Here is a 22,940-nt window from a genome sequence, read left to right as displayed (position 1 = left end):
AAAATAAGATTTCACCGTATGGAGATCTCTCCCCCTTGCCTCCACCGCTGATATCGACAGGAAGCACTGTCTACCCTTCGTCAAACGCGACTACAAGAGAGCGGAGCCGGACTTCTCGAACTCCGCAAGAAACTTCAAGAGCTGTACGGTGCCAGACATGCAGTAGCAGGATGGCTGGCCACATAGAGGGGTAGCGCCAGCCGTCACGGCTTCGCAATTAAACAACTACTCCGCATGGTGATGTCGTGTTAAAGTCAGCCCATGGACGACCACTCAGAGCAAATCCGCCAGATCCTAAACTTTAGCGGATTCCCATTTCAGCACCATTGCGCCGAAGTGATCGGAAGCCAAGATGGCTTTGAGATAGCGGTAGAGGTTCCTTTTACAGACCCTCAGTCGAACGGGGCCATCCTAGGGGTTCATGGATCCATTGACATTCTTGCTGTAGCGCCGGACAGCAAAGCTGACAGATTGGTTTGCTTCACTATTGAATGCAAGCGCGCCAAGGAGGAAACGAAAAACTGGATTCTTCTACCAAACCATAAGCAGAGTCCGAAGTGGCCGACATTCTTCACTACCACTCGTGCAGAAAGTTCCGAGAAGAGAGGACCGCTGTATGCGAATCGTCACGTAACCTTTCCTGAGCTCGGGTACGCGCGCAGCGTAGACTACGAGTACATCGTAAACGGGATTGAGGTGAACGCCGCTCGTACGCAGCAAAACCGCAACGCAGACGAGAAAATCTATAAGCCGCTCCGACAAGTTGCCCATGCGGCACACGCGTTTGAGACGACCTTCCCTAAGATTTTCGAAGGCGTCGATTACCTCAGGCAGACAGAAGACAAGATTTCACTTATCTCGGTGCCGGTAGTCATCACCACCGCAAGCATCTACACGCCAGACTTCCCGCGTGACAAGGTGACAAACGGCGACATTGAGACAGGTGACTTTAAGCTCGGTGAAGCAAAGAAGTGGGTTACCTACGAATTTCCCCTGCCGGATCACATGAGCTACTCGGTATCAAGGGGATTCGACGCGACACATATTGGCAAGCGTACGGTCTTCATTGTGAATGACAAGTACATGGCTGAGTTCTTCACGAAGGCGCTTGGCGTACAGGTTTCCGGGCATCCTCCGGTACCAAGTATTGACGGCTGAGCGGAAGGGGCGAGCAGTCAGTACAGCCCCGTACCGCAAGACCCTTAAATCTCGATCCCAGCTACGGTGGGGGTACGGCTACATAGCTGACGCGCCTTACGGAGATCGTTGCGCGCACTCGCCGTCATCGCGACCACTGTCCATCAGAGCAAAAGCGGATTGTGCTGCCACACGTCGGGTACGACGTTGTCTCTGCTCACGTCTGACGCCTTCTCGCTGGTGTCGAGTCGTTCAGAACAAGGCTGGCTGGTTCAACGGCACGTTCTCCTCGGAACCGGCCGGGGCGGGAACGCGACCGGTGCGTTCGTTCTGCAGATCCCACAGTTCTCGGAACAAGCCGCCATGCTGGGCCAACAGCTCGTCGGGGGTGCCGTGCTGGATGACGCGCCCCTTGTCCAAAACAACGATGCGGTCCGCGACGGTCACATTCGTGAGCCGATGGGTGACCAAGACGACCGCACGGTCGGCGGCGAGGCGGCGCAGTCCGGTGAAAATGCGGTGCTCGGCCCTTGGGTCGAGAGCTGCGGTCGGTTCGTCCAGGACGAGCAGTCCCGCCGGCCGGTGGAACGCTCGGGCGAGCGCGATCCTCTGCCACTGTCCGCCGGACAGTTCCTGGCCGCCCCACCATTCCTTGGCCAGCAGGGTGTTCAACCCGCTGCGCAGTCCGTCGACGACCTCGTCGGCACCCGCTGCCTGCGCCGCGGCGAGCACGGCGGCGTCTCCCTCCTCGGTGGCCTGACCGAGGGTGATGTTCTCCCGCGCCGAAAGAGGCCAGGCCGCATAGGACTGCGGCACGACGGCGACACGCGCCCAGGTGGCGTGCGCGTCCAGGTGCCTGGTGTCGGTGCCGTCCCAGGAGACGGCGCCTTGGTCGGGTAGGTACAGGGCCGAGAGGATCTTGCTGAGCGTGGTCTTGCCGGAACCGTTCTCGCCCACGAGTGCGACGACTTCGCCACGCCGGACCTCCAAGGAGACGTCGTCAAGGGCGGGCCGGTCGGCGCTCGGGTACTGGAAGGTGATGTTCTCCGCGCATACGACGGCGGGGACGGCCGGCGCCTGGGAGCCCCGGTCGATGCGGTGTCCGCCGGCCTCGTCGATGAAGTCCGCCCAGTCGTCCAAGAACATGCCGGTACGGAAGAGTTGGGCTCCGTAGCCGACGATCCCGTCCAGTCCCGCGCTGACGCGCCCCAGAGCGAGGAACGCGGTGCCGAGGGCGGCGACGGAGATCTGCCCGGCAGACACCAGGAGCGCGAGGGCCACCCACACCACCACGTGGGCGAGGCCTCCCGCGGCCCCACCCACCAGGGAGATCCTGGCGGAGCGCCATGTGGCCTGGTCGGTGGTCCTGTCGATCCGTGCCCCAGCCGTGCGGTACTTGTCGAGGAGGAAGGGTGCCATGGTGCCGGAGCGGACCTGGTCCGCGGTCTGCTTGTCGACCATGTACCAGCGCAGCATGCCCAGGAGCCGCCGGTCCTTCGACGTGGCGAGCGAGGCGATGTAGCTGATGCGCGCTGCGCGGACGCTGGCCAGGCCCTTCGGCAGGGCCGCCAGGACGAGCAGAGGTAGAAGAATCGGGTGCACGGTGGTCAGGACGCACGCCGAGGCGATCAACGATGCCGACGAGGCGAGGATGTACTGAGCTTGAGTGAGAAGGTCCCTGGAGACCTCCACCCCACGGTCGGCCGCGTCCCAGCGGTCGTTGTATCCGGGGTTGTCGTACGCGGCCAGTTCCGCCTTGGTCGCCGCGTCGAGGAGCTTGAGTTCGGCCTCCCGAGCGATACGCGGGGCCAACCGGGCCGACAGCGCAGTGGAGGCGATACCCAGCAGGGCACGGAGACCGATGGCGCCGGACAGGACGACAAGGGAAGGTACGGCGGAACGGAGCTGGTCACCGGTGATGTGCTGCGAGGCGATCAGCGGCTTGATCACCCCGGGTGGTGGCCATCAGTCCGAACGCCTCCAGGACCCCCGAGAGGAGCTGGACGCCGAGCAACGCGATGACTGCGGCGCGGTCGACCTGCCAGCCCAACGCGAGGGAGCGGCGGATCAGTTGGGGTAGACGCTTGGCCATCGAGCGGGTCGTGATCGCGTTGGCGGCCTCGATGCGGCGATCGCCGGGGATGACGAACTTCAGTTCCTCGTCCGAGACCTCCGCCTCGTCGGTCGGCCGGGTCGACTCTGTGGGCTTCGGGATCGTTGTCATCGGCTCCAGCCCTCCGTCGGCACCCAGTGCCCGGCCGGGGAGGCCGTACGGAACCCCAGCAGCGCGCGCTGTGCGCGGATGAGTACCGCGTGCGGACCGATCACGGTTTGATACGCCAAGACGTCCCCTTGTATGCCGTATGTGGTTGAGGCTGTCGTTCGTCAGCCGGTTCGTTCAGTGGGGCCGGAAGCCGCTGGAGGTCACGCCACACCTCCGCTCGTTCCGAGGGTGGCGAGTTCGTCTTCGAGGCCCTCCAAGTCATCGAACAGGCGTCGGATAGCGATCTGGCGCTCGTCCCAGTGCCGCTGTAGATCCGCCTCCGCCTCCCGCGGCAGGTCGTACTCCGCGGTGGTGGCGCGGTAGAAGCTGAACAGCATGTACAGCAGCGCGACCCGCGCGCAGGCCCGCACTTCCCGCATCGGGAGGCTGGGGTGCTCCGAGCGGTAGGCCCTGACCATGGCCAGGGCGCAAGTGGCCCACTCGGTGCTGGTGGCGACGGTGCGAGGGTCGAACGCCGCGCGCCCCAGCTCCCAGGCCGGCGTCGCGCTGGCGCAGCGGAAGTCGATGACGCCGGTGACGGCGTCGGCGAGGATGATCAGGTTGGTGCGGGTGAGGTCCGCGTGCAGCGCCTGTTCCACCAGCGTGTCGGGGACATGCTCCCGCAACTGGAGGATGTGGGCCCGCAGGTCCGCACGCCGCTGGTCGAGGTCGGCTCGCAGTTGATCCAGCCGGTCGTGGCCGTGGCGCGTGGCCCTGGCCATCACGATGTCGCACTTCGCCACGGCGTCCTCAACGGGCTCGGTCCGCCAGCGGGTGTGCTGCACGCGCCTGGGGAGCGGGTACGCGGCGAGCACACGGTGCATGCGCCCCATGACGACGCCGATGTGCTCGGCGAGGGGGATCGTCATCGCCGATGCCGTCACCCGGCCGGGAGCCTCGTCGACCACGGCCCATGCGCTGCCTCCGGCGATGGTGACCAGGTTGTCGTCGGCGTCAGGCCACACCCGTGGAACGGGAAGCCTCGCGGCTCGGCAGTACTCCGACATGTCCCACGCACTGCGTGCCGGGTCCAGGTCGGCCATCGAGCGGTACTGCTTGACGAACAGCCTCAGCCCGTCGTCCGTCAGGACTCGCCGGTTGATGGTGTCCGTGCCCATGTGCACCGGTTCCACGACGTCGGCGACCAGCCCGTACCGGTCTTCCAGCACTTCGGCGGTCAGCGTGTCGCCCCAGCCTGCTTCGTCCATACGGATCACCGGTCTCCGCGTGCGGACGGACGGGGAGCCGTGAGGACGGCGAAGGCGTTCACGCGCGCCACCCGCCCCACACGCTCCTGCCGGTCTCCCGGCGCAGGTTCTCCAACATGGTCTGCGCCTCGTCGACCAGGCCGATGTCGCGGTGCTTGATCCCCCAGTCCAGAGAGTCCAGGGCATCCAGTGCCGCGTATGCCTGGCACGCGCTCTGTTCCTCCTCGGTGAGGGGGCGGCCGTATCCGTGGTGGAAAGCAGCGTCGAGGTCGGGGCGGTGGCACAGGATCCGGTAGCGCAGCCGACTCATGTCGCGGTAGGCGGCGGACCGGAGTTCGGCCCGCTCGAAGTCGATGACCCGCAGGCGCTGCTCGGTCTCGTCCCACATCCAGTTCTTGGGCATGTAGTCGCCGTGCTGGGACACCTGGGGCAGGCGTGGAGGAGCTTCCTTGGCGAGCATGCGCACCATCGCGACGTCGTGCTCTGGCGCGTGCCCCGCCGTACGGTCCATCAGCCGGGCGACCTCCTCGTCCCATGACTCCTCGGTCGCTTCCGGCATCGGCTCGTCGGCTGCCGCGGTGTGGAACCGGGCGAGCAGTTCGCCGGCCTGCTCGTAGGCCACCCGTTCCTGCTCGGCCGGCAGGCGCAGCGTGTCGAGGCTGCGTCCTGGAACGGCGGTGACCAGGACGGTGCGCGTCTGCGTGTCCGCGGAGACCAACTCGGGTGCGCTGCCCGGGCCCAGCGCGACGGTCCAGTTCTGGTACGCGGTCACCTCGCGTCGGTGGAGCATCGGACCCGCGTGGACCTTCCCGAACCACCTTTCGCCACCAGGCCCGTTGACCTCCCAGACGGAAGGCCGGATGTCTCCGGGCCGAGGGTGCTCGGCGACCACCGCGTACGTGTCGGTCACCGACTCCACCAGGTGGTGGAGCGCGCTGGGCATGTCGGTCACGGTGTGCCCTTCCGCTCGCCGGGCCGCCCGAGCGCGCCACGATAAGTGACGCCCCGGACGCGCTCGGTGTCATGTTGTGGGTGAGTAGCTTGCCAAGGGCCACAGACAATGCGGCCTGAACTGGTCATCCTTTGTTGGGGACACGGTGGTCGGGTCGAGCGGGCACTCACGGGAACCAGAGATCCTTCCGGGAGGAGCAGGTCACGCACGCGCCAGCCACCGCTGCCGCTCAGCGTCAGTGACCAGGCCGTGATGGTGTTCGATCTCCAACTGGGCAAGGTGGGCGTAGTGGGCGACCACCTCGGCTCCGAGGGCGCCCTCCGCGAGCGCGCTGTTCCGGAAGGCGTGGAGCGCCTCCTGGAGAGTGGAGGGCACCTCTACGCCGTCCGCGTCGTGGGCGTTCCCGGTTGTGGCCGCGCCGAGGGCGAGCTGCTGCTCGACGCCGTGGTCGATGGCCGCCAGGGCCGCCGATAGGGCCAGGTACGGGTTGGCGTCCGCTCCCGGCACGCGGATCTCCAGGTGCAGGCGCTCGCCATGTCCGACGACACGGACCGCGCAAGTGCGGTTGTCGTAGCCCCACGTCATGGTGGTGGGCGCGCACGTGCCTGACACGAACCGCTTATAGGAGTTGATGTTCGGCGCGTACAGCGGGGCTAGCTCCGGCAGGGCGTCGACGAGTCCGGCGACGGCCTGGCGCGCGATTCGCGAAAGCCCGCCATCGCCGGGCTCGTTGAACTGGCTGATGCCGCCCCTCCACAGCGACACGTGCAGGTGGAGGCCGCTCTGTATGCCGGTCTCCGGAGACGCCATGAACGTGGGCGCCAGCCCCGCTCCTGCCCCCAGGACTCGGACCGCGTGCTTGAAAAGCAGGTGCCCGTCGCAGGCGGCGAGCGCCCCGCCGTACGGGAAGGTGACCTCCACCTGGCCCGGGGCACCCTCGGTCTTGATCGCCTCCAGAGGAAGGCCGGCCCCGGCGAGCGCGCGCTGTAGGCGGCGGAAGAACCGGTGGGCACCAGGCGGGTGATCAAGCGCGTAGTCGAGGTTCTCCGTCGTAAGAGGCCTCAGCCCTTGGTTCCCGGCCCCGGCGACCTCCGCGTACGTGCCCTGGTAGAGCACGAACTCGGTCTCTAGGCCCGCCTTGACATGCAGGCCGTGCCGGGCCAGCCGCGTAAGCTGCCCCTGGAGTATCTGGCGGGGTGCGACCTCGATCGGTGTGCCGTCATGGTGCACCGCGTCGCCCAGCACGACGGCGGTCCCCTCCATCCAGGGCAGTGTCCGCAGCGTCGACAGCGCCGGACTGACGGCCAGGTCCTGGTAGCCGGTCTCCCACGAGGCCAGCGCGAAGCCGGGTACGGGGTTCATGTCGACGTCCGTGGCGAGCAGGTACGCGCAGAACTCGGCCCCGTCGTGGGCGACGTTCCTGAGGAAGTGCCGAGCGTCGTACCACTTCCCCTTCAGCCTCCCCTGGAGGTCGGGGAGGGCCAGCAGTACCGTCCGTATCCGGCCCGCCTTGACCAGGTTCCGAAGGTCAGTCAGGGAGAGCTGACCTTCGGGGCGGCCGTGCGGCGAGGAGGTGCGCTTGGTAGCGAGGCGGGGGACGGACCCGTTACTCGAAGAGGCCTCGGTCATCAGACGACCTCGTCCTCGTACGCGCTCGCCGACCGGTCGAAGCTCTGGGCGGGCACCTCGTACGACCGCTTCCCCTTGAATCGCCATGAGATCCAGGCCAGGACGAGGACGGATACCAGCGCGATCGGCGCGTAGTTGAAGGAGTCGGCGCTCACCAACGCCTCTCCCTCGGGGCGGGTCTGCGGCAGGCAGAAGAGCACGGTCACGAACCCGACCCAGACGACGGCGGCCGTGCCGACCGTCACGCCCCACCGGCCGAGGTTCCATGGGCCGGGCCTGAACAAGTGCCGGTTCTTGATCCGGAGGTAGATCGGTATCGCGTAGGCCGGCGTGATGCCGATGACGTTGATGCTCGTGATCGCCGTGTACGCGGTCGTGCTGTACAGGCTCGGCAGGGCAAGTACGAAGGGCACCGCGACCGCGAGCCATACGGCGTGGACAGGAGTCTGGGTGCGGCGGCTCAGGCGACGCCAAGTGTTGGAGAAGGGCAGGGCGCCGTCCCGGGAGAACGCGAACACCATGCGGCTGGCGGAGGCGAGGCCCGCGTTCGCGCAGAAGAGCTGCGCCACGATGATCACCAGCAGGAGAGCCTTGGCGGCCGTCGGCCCGAGGGCGTCGAGGAAGATCTGGGCGGGCGGGACGCCGGTGGCGCTGCCCATGGTTCCGGCGTAGTCCTGGATCGCGAACAGCATCCCGGCGAGCAGTACGAAACCAACGACCCATGACCAGAAGATCGAGCGGACGATACCCCGGGCCGCGCTGACCTGCGCGTGCTCGGTCTCCTCGGAGAGGTGGGCGGAGGCGTCGTAGCCGCTGAAGGTGTACTGGGCGAGCAGGAGTCCCAACAGCCCGACGTAGAGGGGGTTGCTCCAGCCCGTGTGGTTGGTGAACTCGCCGAACACGAAGCTCGCCGGCTGGTGGTGGGAGGGGACGAGCGCCAGCGCCCCGACGATGACCGCGACACCGCCGAGGTGCCACCAGACGCTGATCGAGTTGAGGATGCTGACGAGTCGTACGCCGAACAGGTTGAGCGTGGCAAGCAGGAGCAGGATGATCGCGAAAATCATCAGCGTCCGCTCCGGGGTGGGGGTGAAGCCCCATTGGAGGTTGAGCCAGGCGCCGGTGAACAGGGCGGTGCCGTAGCAGCCGCCGGCCATTCCTCCCATCAGACCGAGGAGGTTGAGCCAGCCGGTGCCGTAGCCCCAGCGGGGACCGCCGAGCTTGTTGGCCATGAAGTACAGGGCGCCGGACACCGGGTAGGCGGAGGTGACCTCGGCGAGCGCGGCACCGACGACCAGCACCATCAGACCCACCAGGGCCCAGCCCCACAGCATGACGGCCGGGCCGCCCGTGACGAGGCCGAAGCCGAAGAGCGTCATGCACCCGGACAGGACGCTGATGATCGAGAAGCTGAGCGCGAAGTTCCCGAACGGCCCCATGCGTCGGGTCAGCACGGGCTCGTAACCGAGTTCCCTCAGGTAGGCCTCATCGGCCTTCTGTCGCTGGGCACGGTGGTGCGGAGTTGGGCGAGACACAGGTCAACCTCCGTAGGGAGCGAGAAACAACCGATTAGACAGGTGCATGCCAATTGACATTGAGCGGGCGTCAGCGGACGACTACGGGTGCGGCCCAGCGCGAGGCCTGCGCTTGCGGGAGAAGGAGAGAGACTCAGCGCGCGCCCGAAGCAGCAGCGCTTCCCCGGGGTCTGCCGCTGCCGCACCGTCATGCACGGAGGCCCAGGGCTCACGCGTCGCGTACGGGCCCATCGCCTCGAAGACCTCGGACGCTTCGAGGTACTGGTGACCAGCCCACAAGGCGTAAGCGAGATGGTTCAGGTCGGACACCGAGCACAGCCCGGGAGGCGCCTTGCGAAACCAGTCGTGGAAGGCGTTCAGTGTGTAGCCGAGCGCTGGATCCTCCGCCCACTGCCGCCTCCAGAGCGGATCCGTCCGGGCACGACGCTGCTCGATCTGCGCGTACGCGGGCAGAAGCAGCAGGGGCGAGCCGACCGGCCTCTGCCCCGCCACCGACCAGGCGAAGTCGACGACCGCCGCCAATGAGGAAGCCCGCAGACCATCGAGGGAAAGCAGGAACTGCAGTACGCGATGGTAGGCCTCGCGGTTGTACGGATCACGCTGGTTGACCTCGTAGAGGAGCCCCCAGGGTCCACTGGGGAGCATCGGCTCGGCGGACCGCATCCGGTGCTCCTGCCGTAGTTGCTGTGCGTCTACCTGGGCCAGGGCCAACAGGCACACCCACGGCACGGGATCGTACGGAGTACGACGAGCCGCCAGCAGCGCCGCACGCCGCGCCCGCGTCTCGAACTCCAGGGTTCTCGGGTGCTGTTGACGGTGAGCACGCAGCGTCCTCTCGACCGCGACACGTACAGCCATCAGCTGCGCGTCGTAGCTGTCGGGCTCCTCGGCGAGCCAGACGTCGACCACGTCGGACCGAGCGGCGGCCACGGCCAGTAACTGGGTGCGGGACGTTCGCAGTGTCCAGTGCGTGCCCGTCTTCCCCAGCAGTTCGCGTGCCGACTTCCAACGCCCCGCCTGAAGTTCGACCAGGGCCACACGTAGGTCGTCGTCGTGGCCGGCGGGATGGTAGACGAGACGCATCAGAGTCCCTCGCCGCGGACCAAGAGCGGCTGGCGATCGGGATCGGGACCCTTCGTCCGATGCGGACGGGCTGTGCGAGCGGACGCGCTCTCCGAGTTGGACGTGAATGTCATCAGGGCCTCAGGCAGGTTGGGGGAAGGGCCGCCACGTGGATGGGGCGGGCCGCCGGCCGAGCGGGGAAGAGGAATCCGAAGCCGAGTCGGGCCCCTAGAAGCGAATCTGTCCGATCATGTCGGCGACGCCGGTCATGAACCGGTTGATGCTCGGGGCCACGGAAGTGCTCGCCAGAAAGAACCCGAACAGCACGCACACGATCGCGGGTCCGGGTTTTACGGACTTGCCGCGGACCAGAACGATCACCAGGATGCCGAGCAGCAGCACGAGGGAGATACTCAGAGCCATCAGGAAGCCGCCTCCTCGGCGATCCCTCGCCGCTCCCGCCGAGCCTGGCTCAGCGCCCGGCGCAGAGCTTCGGGCCGTGTGAGAGTCCGCGGGCCGCGGGGGAAGACGTGCCAGTGCATCCCTGGAGGTGTCGTGCTCTCGGCGGAGGGTACGACGACGTGGCACTTCTGGCCCAGCGCGACGGTTCCCGGCTCCTCCCAGCGGGCCGCGGTGCCCACGGGAACCAGGAAGTACAGCCGGGGCTCCGGACCGCCGTGATCCAGGATCACCGGACCGACCGGCTCGTCACCCTCCTCAAGGATCTCGATCGCGCGCTGGCCCACGGCCTCCACGGCGCGTACGGCATCCCACCACTCCCCCGCCGAGCACAGCTCGGGCTCCTCGCCGATGGGCATCCAGCGCGGCGGGTTCGCGCGAGCCGCGGGATTGTCGTCGGACATGGAAAAGGCCTCCTCACCACTGCGTGTGAAGAGACCATTCCATTCCGCAAGCTGCCCTGCGCGGACAGCTTGTCCGTGGGCTCCGCTTACCAAAGCCCTTGACACAACCTCAGGTTGTGCTAATGCCCGTCCAACTACCGAACGCGGACAGCTCGTTGGAGGGATGGGCGTCCATCCTGAGCAGCGCCGCCGTGGTCTCACGAACGGAGGGGTGGAACCGCGTGTGGTTGGGCGCGACCTTCCGTGCGCGCTTGAGGTCCGCGAAGGCACCGTCCCGGTCGTTCTCCGCGAGCTTCGCGGAGGCCACGTCGATGAAGTGGTGGCTCGACCGCTCACCGACGGTCGTAGCGGGCGGCGCCCACTCACCGCCGGAAGTCGGAGACCATTCGACGAGACGGGCGAGGGCCTGCTCGGTGTCGCCCGTGTCGATCATCGCGTGCACCTCGTGGATGCGGATGTTCGTCGGGCCGAACGACATCTCGTACGCGAGCGAGTCGCGGTTACCCGCCATGGCCGCGACCTGCTCCGCCTCCCTCAGGTAGTCATCGGCGCGGTCGGCGTTGTTCTCGCGGGCTTCGAGAACTGCCAGTTTCAGCAGCAGGGCGCCGTCGACGGCGAGCGCGTCCTGGGTGAAAGAGCGTTCGGGCTGGACCCGCTCCAACTCGGTCCGCAGCCCGAGAAGTTTGCGGCGGGCTGGCGAGTACGCTCCCTGGCGCAGCATCGCACCGGCGACGAGGTAGCCGGCCGTGAACTGCATCAGCGGGTCGCCGGAGTTGTCGGCCGCCCAACGGACGCGTTCCAGCGCCGTGTTCGAGAGGTCGTGGTGGCCCATCTTGTGGGCCAGGGAGTTCACCGCGCGATAGGCACGTGCCAGATGCCAGAACGCCTTGGCTCGATCGCCGTTGTCGCCGGCGAGGGCCACGTGCGTCAGCTCGGTGATGATCGGCGGCAGCAGGGGGCCCATGGGCGCATAGCGGGCGTCGCGGCGCAGGGCCGCCACCTGGTCGACCTCCGAGGCGAGCACGGGAAGCGCCCGCGGGGCGATCTCCAGGTCGTCGGGGCTGTCGTAGCAGAGCAGGAGACGGCGGAGCTCGGGTATGACGGCGTGGACGCCGTCCTCCGCCTCCGGCTCGCCGTAGTACGGCTGGCCGGTCAGGACCTCGGGACCGAAGCGCAGCGCCTTGGCGAGAGCCAGTACCAGCGACGGTGAAGCCTTGCGCGCGCCCGACTCCAACTTCTGCACGTAGCTCGGGGAGACCGCGACCTTCTGTGCCAGTTGGGCGGCAGACAGTTTCCGTGTCCTACGAGCGATACGGAGACGGTCTCCCAGCGTCAGGTTTTCACTCATCGGTGGACCTGTCCCTTCGCGATGAAGCACTTCGATCAGAGTACGGATAATGTCCAAGCCTGCGCCCTTGGTCGCCAACTGTTAACAGAGCCGATGGCCCCGCGCCCATGACGTGGATCCGTGGCAGTGACCCGAAGCGGCTTGCGGTCGCTTCCTGAACCACCGATCACGTGAACGAAGCAGGGCATGTCGGGATGAAGTGGGCGCGAGATGAGTAGAGTCATCGCCCCGCGGTCAAGGGGTCGGCGTCGAAGTACCTACGGACAGATTGTCCGCGCGAATCCCGCACGTGCCGGAAGCCCGCCCTCGCCATCCGGCCGCGGACAGTAGCCAGGCGCTCACGGCGGCAGGATGGGCGCGGCTGCATCCCCGTACTCTCGCAGCCACAGTGTGGTCCCGGTCAAGGGCAAGGAGTCGGGAGTGGCTGAAGTCGAACGGTTACTCGTGTTGTGGGACATCGACCGCACGCTGCTGTACGTCGGTGAGATCGATCGGCAGGTCTACCGCGAGGCCTTCACCGAGATCGTCGGGCGCCCCGCAGAGCGGCTTCCGGCCCGGGGCACTGGCGTCACGATGCCCCTCGCGATCCGATCCCTGCTCCTGGACAACGGCGTGCCGGCATCGGACATCCCCCGGCTGCTGCCGCGCATGGTCGAACTCCTGCCGCAGCGGCTCGCCGCGCATGGGGAAGACCTGCGCGAGCAGGGCGTCCTCATGCCCGGCTCCGTGTCGGCCCTGAAGGCAGTGCGCGAGCAGACGCTCTGCGTGCCGACCGTCGTCACGGGGAACCTCAAGCCCAACGCGCTGTTGAAGCTCGAAGCCTTCGGCCTCGACGCCTTCCTGGACACCGAGATCGGCGGATACTCCTCCGACGACGAGCACCGGCCTGCCCTCGTCGCCGTCGCGCAGAAGCGAGCTCAGGCCAAGCTCGGTACAGCCTTCGCGAGCTCCAACACCGTCATCGTCGGAGACTCCCTCGAAGATGTCCGCACCGGTATCGAAGGCGGGGCTTCGGTGATCGGCATCGCGTCCGGCAAGACCACCGCCCGCGGACTGGCCGCAGCGGGAGCCGACGCGGTACTCGACAGCCTTCAGGACTCACCGCGGCTCTTGGAAGAGATCATGAAATTGGCCTGCTCCAAGAGCTGACGACTAATCAATCGTCGTCCAAAAAGGCAAGGCCATCGCTCAACTGGACGGCAGTCCCAATTTGTCGAAGAACGCTCGGTTCCGCTCGGTGGCCGCGTTGACCAGACGGTTGAAGTTTATGACCTCGATGTAGGCCTTGTTCGGTTCGTTGAAGCCGAAGTAGCCCATTCCGTCGTGAGTCGCCCGCAGGTTCGCGTACTCACAACGGCTCACCATCTTCGGCGTGAGGTCGGCGACGATATAGCAGAACGCGGGCGGCTCTTTGGACGGGGGGATTGGACGACCGAACGCGGTCCGCACTCCGCCCTCCCGTACCCGTTTCACGTAGTCAAGGCATTGCTGGATCGGGTCCTTGTCCTCTGACGCGTCGTTCCGCATCGGCCTCTTGATCTCGACTACGACGATGGACGGTAGCGGTAGCCTCTCGCCCTCCGCGGCCAGCAGCGGGTGGTCAACGAGCCGAGTCGCGAGTACGTCGGGCTCCCTGGTCGACTCGGATCCGGTGATGGGCATGCTCTTGAGCGTCTTGTCGGAGGCAAGGTATTCGTGGAACGCAAGCCGCTCGTCGATGATCCAAAGATTCGAGGCGTCGGTGCCGATCTTGTTGGAGTCGGTCCGCATCGGGATGAGCAGTGAGTGGATGGCGTCCTCCCTGCTGTAGTTTCCCTGGTCGTCGGACCTGATCAGTCTGTCGAGGTGATCAAGGATCACTCGTCGGCGGGAGACGTACGCGGCCAGGTCTGACTGGTTGATGTCGGTCACTGTGTCGAGATATCGGGCGAGCCGTTCGGCATAGTCCTCCGGCGGGGTGGAGCCGTCTTCGGCGAACACGGCTTGGCCCTCGGCGATCGCGTCGGCTTCGAGCTTCTGCAGCTTGCCATGCAGCAACAACTCAAGGTCCTGGTCCTTGATGGACGGATCCACGGTCACGTCCAGCGACTCCAGCCGCGACAGAACAGGCCGGTACCTCGGCGCACGGTTGCTCACGAAATCGTTGACCCGGGCCTTGCCCTCCTCGCGCGCCGCGCTGAGCGGGACGGCCAGGATCCTCTCGACTTCCTCCAGCACGCCCGCGCGAATGTCGTCCAGCGATACGTCTTCGGTTAGCGTCGCGCCCTGCACGTGCTCGGCGATGTCGAAGGCCGTGCGGTCAGCGCGGACGTGGTCGTCAAGGAAGTTGGAGGACAGGTAGCAGGCATATGTGAACTCCGCGGACGCTTCGTCCTTGAGCTTCCCGTAGAGCCCCGGCACCTTGCTCGTGAGGTTCTCCTCCATGACCACGCGGCTCGCGGCGCACCAGTGCAACCGTGGAGCGGGATTGCGCGTTGAGGACTTGAGGCAGAGGTTGACCATGTCGAACTTCTCGCCCTTGACGTCGATCGTGGTCGCCGGCATCTCGGAGTACACGAACTCGGCCATGAGGTTGTTGAGTGAGACGGTCTCGTCGCCGTCGGTCACCGTAACGTCAGGCGCGCCGCCTGGGCGAAGGAAGTACCAGATGCAGTGCTCGAACATCTCGCGAGCGATGGCGTCGACGGTCTTCAGCGCACTTTTCTGGAACGGCTCCTTGAACCCGTCGAGGCTCACAATCGTGCCGACGCCGCCGAGGCCGTCCGCTTCCCCGTCCGGCTCAACGTCCCGCTCGACCGAGAACCGGAACTGCTGTCCGTGGAGGGCTCCAGCGTCATCCTCATACGTGCTGCGGATCGAGACCCTGTCGAACGCCTTGAGCCAGAGGAGGCGTCCCACACCGCGGCAGCCGATGGTGGCCTTGTGGTCGCTGTCCAGTGTCTCGAACGACGTCATGTTCTCCGGGGTGAAGCCCTCCCCGTTGTCCTCGACGAGGAAGCCGACGATAGGCTTCAGCGCCACCCGACCGGGGCCAACGGGGCCAAGGTCTAGTTCCTCCTGCGGGCTGCGCTGGATCCTGACGCTCAGACGGCCATGCTCGACGTCGTCGCCGAATCGGGCGTCGATCGCCTGAATGCCGTTGACGACAGCCTCAAGGAGCGGCAAGAGGGCATGGCTCTTAGGCAGGCTCGTGTTTCGGACCCGGCCAGCCAGCGACGTGGTCAGCGCCATGGTTTTCCTCCTCGCTCCGGCGCCGCCAACCCTATCCGTGGGCGCGTTGCGGAGCGCGCTCGGCGACGAAGATGCTCACGGAGTGACCTCCTCGTGGTCCTCGCCTTGGGACCAGAGGACAGCAGGCTGCCCCGATGTGCGCCGGGCGCAGCTGGGACGCATCCTGGCCGTTCTCCGAGCGCGATGGCCAGTGAAACGGCTAGTGCCCGGGCAGCACGGCGAGGGAACGGCGCGCTACTCGGACTCGGCGGCGCCTTCCTCGATAACGGTGCAGACGATGCGCGCACCATCGTGGGTCCTCGATGGTGACGGGCCACGAGCCGTCTCAAAGATCCTCATCGCCATCGCGATCGGCAGCAGGATACGGGTCGCCGGCGAGGAGATCGCACCATGGAGGCCCGGACGCACAGGAGATCGTTGAGCACCCGCACCGGAGACGTCGGAGACAGGGCCAGCCGCGCGTCGAGCGCTGTCTCCCACTGTTGGGTCAACCCGAGCATCAGACGCTGGCGCATGCCCGGGGTGACGTGGGCGTAGCGCGCCGAGACGGAGCCGTCGATGTGGCCCATCCTTTGGTCCATGAGGACCCTCTCCGTGCCGAGGTCCTCCATCACGGTCCGGTGGGTGTGGCGGAGGCCATGGGGCGTAAGGCCCTTGGCGATCGGGAGCCAGCAGGCCTCGGCCCGGTCGGCGGCCGCCCGCCCTCGGGCCGGAACGCCAGGCCACGGCTCGCCGAGCAGCGGGACGGGGCGGGATTCTTGTGGTGCCTTCTTCGGGTACCAGCCCGAAACCGCCGGGGTGAACAGCCACGTCGCGAAGCCGTTTCGGCGCCAGTGGGCCGCATACTCCGACGCCACGCCGCCCCGCACGAACCGCAGGTCGGAAATGGCCTGCTCGACCCTCAACCGCTTGGCTTCGGTGACGCGGTCGGGATGGTTGAGGACGTTGGACACGGTGCCCGTGGAGACTTCGGCACAGCGTGCGACGTCGACGAGCTTCGCGCCCTGGTGGCCGCCGGTTCGGGTAGTGCCCTGGCCACGGAAGACGTAGGTCTTGCCGTGACAGAGGCAGGGTTTCGGCTTCGTTCGGGCGACGTGCTTGGCGACCAGTGCCGCAAGCCAGTCCATCGAGTCGATGGTGCGGTAGCTGTCGTCCTTGGGCGGGCAGCGCACCAACTCACCGGTGTCGAGTTCGTACAGCTGCCACTCGACACGGACGGAGCTCGGACGGGCGAATTCCGTTTCCAGGCCGACGATTTCGCCCCACCGCATGCCGGTGTACCCCTTCAGGACGACGGCGACGAACTCGTCATCGCGGCCGGAGAGGAGAGCGGCCCGTTCGGCGGTCAGCAGGATGCCGAGTGCGTCGGTGACGACCTTCTCCGGGCCGCGGTTGCGGGAGCGGCCGGCTCGCTTGCCGCGTCCGCGCCGTCTGGCGGCAGGGTTGGTCGTGATCAGACCCTCGTAGATCGCGTCTTCGAAGATCACGTGGAGCGTCGCGCGCCACGTTCTGACGCTGGAAGCCGCGTAGACGGCGTTCTCCTTCTTTTCCCACAGGTCGACGTCCGTACGCAGGATGCTGGCGAGCGCCTTGTCCGCAAACTCGGGGAGCAGGTGCCCCTCGATGTGGCGCTTGTAGTTCTGCATGGTCGAGGCGGCCAGGTCCTGTGCCTCGCACCAACGGTTCGCGTATTCACCGAAGGTCTCCTGACCGAGTGATGGCTCGGGCCGGCCACCGCCCCGGTCCTTGCTCTCGGCCACGGCCGTAGTCCGTCGCACTTCGCCCTCGTCCCTGACGATTCCGAGCGCGGGCATCTACGTCCTCCTCCCGCGCGAACTCATGGCTCACGCAGGCTCCCCGCGGAACTCGAAGGCCACCTCGACACACCGTAGAAGATCACGCGAAGAGACCGAACAAGGTCACACGAAGGGTGTGGAGATCAGCGGAGCGGGTTTGCGACGGTCCCAACACGCTCCGCCATTGACTCCCAACCGCCGTTCGCCAGGCCGCCCGGCAAAACCTCGTCGCGTCTCCAGGGCGCATCTGTAAGGGGGCAGCGAATGTACGGCCCGAGCAACCTCCACCAGCCTGACGCCCACGCCCCTCAACTCGCCTTCAAACAAAGCCTGTTGCTGTCAATAGGTCGGCGGCGAATTCCTGCGGACACTTTGTCCGCTCGTCGCACTCGCGTAGTGGAATCGTCTCTTCACGCTCCGTTGCACGAGTTCCCGACGGACCGCGCCACTTATGCGCGACCCAGGTGTCTCACCGTCCGAGTCAGCGTTCTCCCCCGCCCATCCCGTACTGGAGGAGTGTTCCCATGGCAGCGCGCATACGCAGCTCAGAGGACGTGGCCCCCGTTCCGGCCAGCGAACCGGTCCCCCTCCCGCGGCAGAAAGGTGCGGAAGGAACCGCCGGGCTGTCCACGACCGCTCTCTCGCCGACGATCGCCGTCGCGCTGCATGACGGCTACTACGGGTGCACATCGGGCACGGGCTTCAGCAACAGGGCCTTCCTTGAGGTACTCGCGCGAGCACTTCCGCGTGGACGCCTCCTGGTCATGCCCGTTCACATCCCACGCTCCGACCCCAGTTACGACCCCGTGTGGGTGGCCGAGACGGAGGGAATGCTGCGGCAGGCCGGGGCCGAGGTCGTTCCGGTTCCAGGTGGCCGAGCGGCGACCGCCGCCCTCGCGGGCTGCGAGGCACTGTGCGAGCGGGTCGCGGATACCGCCCGGGCGCGCCTTGCCGATGCGCCGATGGCCCAACTGACCTGCCTGGACATCCCCTTCCTCGGGCTCGGACTCCATCAAGGCGCCGACGATCCGTTCAGCCTCCTTCTCCTGCCCCGGTCGACGAGCGAACTCGCCTCGCCGGAGGACCGGCGACGCATCCGCTGGGAGCACGAGGGCCTGACAGCGGCGGTGCGTGGCGGTGCGCTCGTCGGCGCCATCTCGCACCACATGCGCGGCCATCTTGAGCAGGTCTACGGCGTCCCGCGACGTGTGGTGGTCGACCTCCCCAACGGCCTGCTCCTGAGCGACCACGAGGACGTGGTGCCCGCCCCGCTGCCGCCGCGAGCCGAAGCGGGATTCCTGCTGGCCATGGGCCGGGCGGTGGAGAGCAAGGGCTTCGAGGACCTGCTGGAAGCTGTCCGCATCCTCGGTACGCGGGGCGATCGGGTGCCGCACCTCCTGCTCGCACCCACGACGCACACGGAGACCCTGACCAGCTACCAGCAACGACTCCAGGCGATGGTCCGGGACTACGCGATCGACGCGACGTTCCTGCCCCGGTTCTCCCCGCAGTACCGCTCGTGGTTGCGGAGCCCGGCCCTCCGGGGAGTGGTGGTGCCTTCCCGAGCCGAACCGTTCGGAAGGATCCCCCTCGAAGCCTTCGCCTCGGGTGCCGCGCCGGTGGTCGCGACTCGGGCCGGCGGGCTCACGGAGACCGTCGTCGACGGACTCACCGGGTTCACGGCGGAAGCTCGTGACCCCATGGGCCTCGCTCACGCGATCAGGCGGGCGCTCCACATCAGTGTCCAAGAGCGTGAGCGGATGCGTGCGCGCGGCCGAGCACTGCTCACGGCCCGGCACGACTACGAAGGCACGATCCGCTCCTACCTGCGCCAGCACGTCCCTTGGGCGATGGCACCCAGCACCTCCCTGGGGAGCGGAGCGTGACAACAACCACGGCGCTGCTCGCCCTCAACTCCCATTACCCCTTCTGGCGGTTATCCGACCGACACGCCGGACAGTTACAGTCCGCCTTTCCCGACGTCCGCTTCCGGGTCGCCCACGAGCACGACATCCCTGTCGAGATCCGCACCGCTGACGTCTATTTCGGCTGGTCCTTCGGCCAGGAGTGGCTCGATGCCTCCCCAAGGCTCCGCTGGACGGCCACCCCGTCCGCCGGTATCGATCACTGGCCGGTCGCCGCGCTCGATGCCGCGGGCGTCACGGTCACCCGCGGGTACGGTTACCACGGAAGGCCGATGGCCGAGCACGCGATCGGCCTGCTTCTCGGCTTCTCGCGGGGCCTGTTCACGAGTGCACGGCTCCAGACCAGGTCCACCTGGTGGAAGGACGACCTCGCCAGCAGCTTCTTCGACCTGTACGGCGAGACACTCACGATCGTCGGCTGCGGCTCCGTCGGCCTCCGCCTCGCCGAGGTGGCGCAGGTCGTCGGCATGCACGTCATAGGCGTACGGCGTAGGCCCCCGCGCTCCGAACCCGGCGGGATCGAATGGGTGCCGGCACACCGCGTTGATGAAGCACTCCCGCGCTCACGCGCCGTCGTCAACCTGCTTCCCGCGACCGCCGAGACGCACGGCTTCTTCGACGAGAGCGCCTTCAAGGCGTGCCGCCCCGGCACGATCTTCATCAACCTCGGACGGGCCAGCACCGTCGACCACGACGCGCTCCTCGACGCCCTCGACCAGGGCCCGCTGGCCGGTGCCGCCCTCGACGTGCAGCCGCGCAAGCCACCGGCGCTCGACGACCCACTCCGCCACCACCCGCGGATCCTGCTCACGCCGAAGAGCGCCGTCTTCAGCCACACCTACATGGACGAGGCGGTCGCCTTCTTCGTCGACAACCTCCGGCGTTTCCTCGCCGGCCAGCCCCTCAACGGTGCTGTCACCCCAACCCACGGAGGGACACATGCCCCCCACTGACCAGCAGTCCGCCAGGACCGACCTGCTCCGGCGGTTCGCCGAGTCGGGTCGGAACCACCCCTACCTGGCGTTCACGCTCAACTCCATCTGCAACCTCGACTGCGTCTTCTGCAAGCCCCGGTGCATGCCCGACTACGGGCACAAGGACAAGACGCTCACGGTCTCCGACTACGCGGGCATCGCGAACGAGGCCGGCCTCTGGGGCATCCGGAAGGCTCACTGCTCGGGCGGGGAACCGACACTGCGTGCCGACATCCTCGACATCATCAGCGCGCTCTCCGAGGGGCTCGGCGACAAGGCGACCGTCGGCATGACCAGCCACGGCAACCTGCGCCGCGGCCTGACCGTGGACGCGCTGCACGATGCCGGGCTCACGTACCTGAACATCAGCCTGCACAGCCTCGATCCCGCGCGGTCCACCGAGATCATGGGCGGCGGTGACCCACGAGTCTCCCGGGCCACGATCGACCGTGCACTCGAACTCGGCCTCAAGGTCAAGATCAACTGTGTGCTCCAGCGGTCGTACCTGGACGACGCCTTCGGTGTCGCCGAACTCGCCAAGCGACTCCCCATCGCCGTACGGCTGATCGAACTGCAGCGCATCGGGCCGGCGGAGGCCCTGTTCCCCACCGAGTTCGTGCCCGAGGCGGAGGTCCGCGAACGCCTCCACGCCTGGTTCGAGGAGGCCGGCGAGATCTCCCGTACCGAGCTCGGAGTGCGAAGCCCGGGACGGTACCTGCAGCCGACCGGCTGGGCAGGTTCCATCGGATTCATCTCCAACTCTTCCTGTGCAACCTGCTCCGACGCCAACCGCATCAAGGTCACTCCCACCGGCATCGCCCGGCCCTGCATCCTGCACAACCGTGACATCCCCCTGAAGCCGCACCTCGCGAACGGCACCATGGCCGACGCCTACGCCCACCTCTTCAACGCCATGCTCGAACGGGACAGCAACGATGCCTGGCAGGGCTTTCACTACGTCGACTACGACCTGCGCTGGGACCGCATGGAACGGCCGGAAGGCGTGCCCGTGCTTCCCCTGCTGCCTGTGGCCAGCGGTACGGCTGGGGGCTGCTCGCTTCGCCGACCCGGCGGTGAGTCCGAGTGACCACGGTCCGTTCCACCACGTCGTACACGCGGCTCGGTGCCATCTACGCCGAGCAGTTAGCCACCCAAGGCGTCACCGCGAGCATGCTCACGCACAAGTGGCAGGCCGGCGATCTCATCGCACCGCACTCGGACATCGACATCCGCGTCATCCTCGACCAGGCCCCCGGCTCGTGGTGGGAGTGGAACGAGCAACTTGCCGCCGCCCATCACCGGGCGGTGCTCCTGGACCCGGCTCACAGCCGGCTGCTCGAACATCCGCCTGGGTTCGCGTTCACCGTCGGTGAGCTCGACCGGAACCAGGTGTCACCGGCCGAGATCTCCACCTGGAGCCTGGTCACGGGGGACGCGGCCATTCTCGGGCGGTGGCAGTCCCGTGCGCGGACGATGCCGTGGAGCCGCGCGGACGAGAGGTTCTACCGAGGAATCCTCGACGCACGGATCGGAGGCCGCTACGAACTCGACAAGGACAGCACCGACAACGTCCACCACGATCTCGACGGCTACCGAAGACACTGCGTCGCCTGGCACTACGTCGCGCCGTGCTGGTTCGCGTCGGCGGCCCTGGCCACGCGCACCCGCTGCCCCGGGAAGACCGCGGCCCTCGACCAATGGCACCCCGGCGAACTCGAAGTCCTGGCCAAGGAGTTCCTTCGCCTGTCCGCCACGTGCTCGGATACGGAATCGCCTCCCGCGGACCTGCTGCACTCGGCCCACGTAGCCGTGGACGCCGTACTGCGCCGCACACCGCGCCCCAGGTCTCTGCCGGAGGCATCGGAGGCGGAGGCGGCAGCGTGGACCACGACCGCCGGCATGCTCCGCGTGCGCGTCGCACGCTGGATCTACTACCTGGATCCTCCGCCGGAGACCGTGACCGGTTACCTGATAGCGCGCGAGGAGAAAGAACTCCGTTCCGCTCGGAACACCTTGACCCGCCTCGCCGACCGAACCTCCGGGGACGACGCGCTGCTAGTGAAGGCCATGACGGAGCTGCTGCCACCGGGTCCGACCACCGCGAGCACTCTTCACGACCTCCTCGCCCTGTGGAGTCGTCACCGCTCCGTCGTCGAGGACTTCCTCTCCGCCAACTCCGCGTGACCAAAGGGGCTCTCTATGACCTCCTCCGTGCTGTCCGGCGCGCCCAGGACCCTCAAGACCGCGAAAATCAAGATCACGACCAAGTGCAACCGCCACTGCGACTTCTGCATCTTCGCCGAAGGCGGCCAGGGCGAGAACATGCCTCTGGACACGTTCAGGCAGGTCCTCGACCGCCTCGGACAGATCCCGTTCCGGCAACTGCACATCAACGGCGGAGAACCCACCGTCCACCGCGACTTCGCCGAGCTCAGCGGCCTGGCCCGCGACCGTTTCCCGGATCAGGTCATGGTGCTCGGCTCCAACGCGATCACCCTGGCCCGCAACGAGCGTCTCCTCCAGGCGACCCTCGCGCACTACGACCAGGTCCTGATCGGCTGCGACGAGGAGCACGACAACTACGACGAGGTCAGCGCAGTCATTCCCGTGCTCCGGGAGGCCGGAAAGACCGTCGTCATCAACAGCGTGCTGGAAGCCATAGCCCCGGACCGCCTGAGTCAACTGGCCGCCCTGTGCGACAAGTACGGCGCCATCCACGTCACCAACCACGTCCACCACATCGACGTCGGCCAACCCGCCAACGACCTCGGTGGACTCTGCGACCGCAACGTCGACCAACACCTCATGATCGAGGTCGACGGCGACTGCTACCGGTGCTTCAACGCCATGGCCAAGAACGACAGCGAGTTCACGGTCTGGGACGACGACTTCGCCACCAAGGTCTTCGCACCGCGCCGCGAGCACTACGACTTCTGCCTGAAGTGCCATGAGTACAGGGACTCGGGCCTTCAGGTCGTCCCCTCCCTCACCCGTCGCACGGCTTCCCTCTGACCACT

General features: G+C 66.9%; 17 protein-coding genes and 2 pseudogenes. 7 read left to right on the top strand and 12 right to left on the bottom strand.

Annotated elements, in window-relative coordinates; genetic code table 11:
- Nucleotides 1-261: 261 nt before the first annotated feature.
- Nucleotides 262-1,158 carry a hypothetical protein gene (locus AQJ67_RS47925; RefSeq protein ID WP_159058890.1) on the top strand — a complete coding sequence of 299 codons (897 nt, stop codon included), beginning with the start codon at nt 262-264 and terminating at the stop codon, nt 1,156-1,158.
- Nucleotides 1,159-1,389: 231 nt separating this feature from the next.
- Here the strand turns inward: AQJ67_RS47925 and AQJ67_RS35610 are convergent.
- The 10 genes and pseudogenes from AQJ67_RS35610 to AQJ67_RS35570 form a co-directional block, all read right to left on the bottom strand.
- A pseudogene (locus AQJ67_RS35610) lies at nt 1,390-3,361 on the bottom strand (ABC transporter ATP-binding protein).
- On the bottom strand, nt 3,358-3,480 hold the full coding sequence (locus AQJ67_RS50275; protein WP_279616915.1) for a hypothetical protein: 123 nt from the start codon (nt 3,478-3,480) through the stop codon (nt 3,358-3,360). The pseudogene AQJ67_RS35610 and the gene AQJ67_RS50275 overlap by 4 nt, the downstream one beginning before the upstream one ends.
- Nucleotides 3,481-3,561: 81 nt before the next feature.
- The gene (locus AQJ67_RS35605) at nt 3,562-4,608 is read right to left on the bottom strand and encodes a phosphotransferase enzyme family protein (protein ID WP_062723563.1); all 1,047 of its coding nucleotides are present in this window, start codon (nt 4,606-4,608) and stop codon (nt 3,562-3,564) included.
- A gap of 58 nt (nt 4,609-4,666) precedes the next feature.
- On the bottom strand, nt 4,667-5,551 hold the full coding sequence (locus tag AQJ67_RS35600) for an aminoglycoside phosphotransferase family protein (protein ID WP_079056390.1): 885 nt from the start codon (nt 5,549-5,551) through the stop codon (nt 4,667-4,669).
- 210 nt (nt 5,552-5,761) lie between these two features.
- Complete coding sequence (locus AQJ67_RS35595) at nt 5,762-7,189, bottom strand: glutamine synthetase family protein (protein ID WP_079056375.1); 1,428 nt, start codon at nt 7,187-7,189, stop codon at nt 5,762-5,764.
- On the bottom strand, nt 7,189-8,628 hold the full coding sequence (locus AQJ67_RS35590; protein ID WP_079056389.1) for an amino acid permease: 1,440 nt from the start codon (nt 8,626-8,628) through the stop codon (nt 7,189-7,191). Before AQJ67_RS35590 ends, AQJ67_RS35595 begins: the two co-directional genes overlap by 1 nt.
- Before the next feature lie 177 nt (nt 8,629-8,805).
- The gene (locus tag AQJ67_RS35585; RefSeq protein ID WP_062723558.1) at nt 8,806-9,807 is read right to left on the bottom strand and encodes a hypothetical protein; all 1,002 of its coding nucleotides are present in this window, start codon (nt 9,805-9,807) and stop codon (nt 8,806-8,808) included.
- Between the two features lie 207 nt (nt 9,808-10,014).
- Entirely contained in the window at nt 10,015-10,209 is a 195-nt protein-coding gene (locus AQJ67_RS35580; RefSeq protein ID WP_062723556.1) for a hypothetical protein, read from the bottom strand.
- Nucleotides 10,209-10,649 carry a hypothetical protein gene (locus tag AQJ67_RS35575; RefSeq protein WP_062723554.1) on the bottom strand — a complete coding sequence of 147 codons (441 nt, stop codon included), beginning with the start codon at nt 10,647-10,649 and terminating at the stop codon, nt 10,209-10,211. Before AQJ67_RS35575 ends, AQJ67_RS35580 begins: the two co-directional genes overlap by 1 nt.
- Before the next feature lie 109 nt (nt 10,650-10,758).
- On the bottom strand, nt 10,759-11,997 hold the full coding sequence (locus AQJ67_RS35570) for a helix-turn-helix domain-containing protein (protein WP_062723553.1): 1,239 nt from the start codon (nt 11,995-11,997) through the stop codon (nt 10,759-10,761).
- Nucleotides 11,998-12,417: 420 nt separating this feature from the next.
- Between AQJ67_RS35570 and AQJ67_RS35565 the strand changes: the two genes are divergently transcribed.
- Entirely contained in the window at nt 12,418-13,146 is a 729-nt protein-coding gene (locus AQJ67_RS35565; RefSeq protein ID WP_062723551.1) for an HAD family hydrolase, read from the top strand.
- Nucleotides 13,147-13,185: 39 nt separating this feature from the next.
- Here the strand turns inward: AQJ67_RS35565 and AQJ67_RS35560 are convergent, their stop codons facing one another.
- Both AQJ67_RS35560 and AQJ67_RS35555 read right to left on the bottom strand, forming a co-directional pair.
- Nucleotides 13,186-15,228, bottom strand: a complete 2,043-nt coding sequence (locus AQJ67_RS35560) for a hypothetical protein (protein WP_062723548.1) — start codon at nt 15,226-15,228, stop codon at nt 13,186-13,188.
- Nucleotides 15,229-15,563: 335 nt separating this feature from the next.
- A pseudogene (locus AQJ67_RS35555) lies at nt 15,564-16,985 on the bottom strand (LacI family DNA-binding transcriptional regulator); the annotation flags it as partial.
- Between the two features lie 563 nt (nt 16,986-17,548).
- On the opposite strand from AQJ67_RS35555, the gene AQJ67_RS35550 reads away from it, so the two are divergent.
- The 5 genes from AQJ67_RS35550 to AQJ67_RS35530 are packed head-to-tail and all read left to right on the top strand — an operon-like array spanning nt 17,549 to nt 22,935.
- Entirely contained in the window at nt 17,549-18,910 is a 1,362-nt protein-coding gene (locus AQJ67_RS35550; protein ID WP_079056372.1) for a glycosyltransferase family 4 protein, read from the top strand.
- Entirely contained in the window at nt 18,907-19,902 is a 996-nt protein-coding gene (locus tag AQJ67_RS35545; RefSeq protein WP_062723546.1) for a D-2-hydroxyacid dehydrogenase, read from the top strand. Before AQJ67_RS35550 ends, AQJ67_RS35545 begins: the two co-directional genes overlap by 4 nt.
- The gene (locus tag AQJ67_RS35540) at nt 19,889-21,010 is read left to right on the top strand and encodes a radical SAM protein (protein WP_062723543.1); all 1,122 of its coding nucleotides are present in this window, start codon (nt 19,889-19,891) and stop codon (nt 21,008-21,010) included. The genes AQJ67_RS35545 and AQJ67_RS35540 overlap by 14 nt, the downstream gene beginning before the upstream one ends.
- Complete coding sequence (locus AQJ67_RS35535; RefSeq protein WP_062723541.1) at nt 21,007-22,107, top strand: hypothetical protein; 1,101 nt, start codon at nt 21,007-21,009, stop codon at nt 22,105-22,107. Before AQJ67_RS35540 ends, AQJ67_RS35535 begins: the two co-directional genes overlap by 4 nt.
- Before the next feature lie 15 nt (nt 22,108-22,122).
- The gene (locus tag AQJ67_RS35530; protein WP_062723539.1) at nt 22,123-22,935 is read left to right on the top strand and encodes a radical SAM protein; all 813 of its coding nucleotides are present in this window, start codon (nt 22,123-22,125) and stop codon (nt 22,933-22,935) included.
- Nucleotides 22,936-22,940: the final 5 nt, after the last annotated feature.

It is taken from the genome of Streptomyces caeruleatus (assembly GCF_001514235.1).
GTDB classification, from domain to species: Bacteria; Actinomycetota; Actinomycetes; order Streptomycetales; family Streptomycetaceae; genus Streptomyces; species Streptomyces caeruleatus.
The sequence above is the reverse complement of the archived record's forward strand: the minus strand, read 5'-3'. Positions and strand labels throughout refer to the sequence as shown.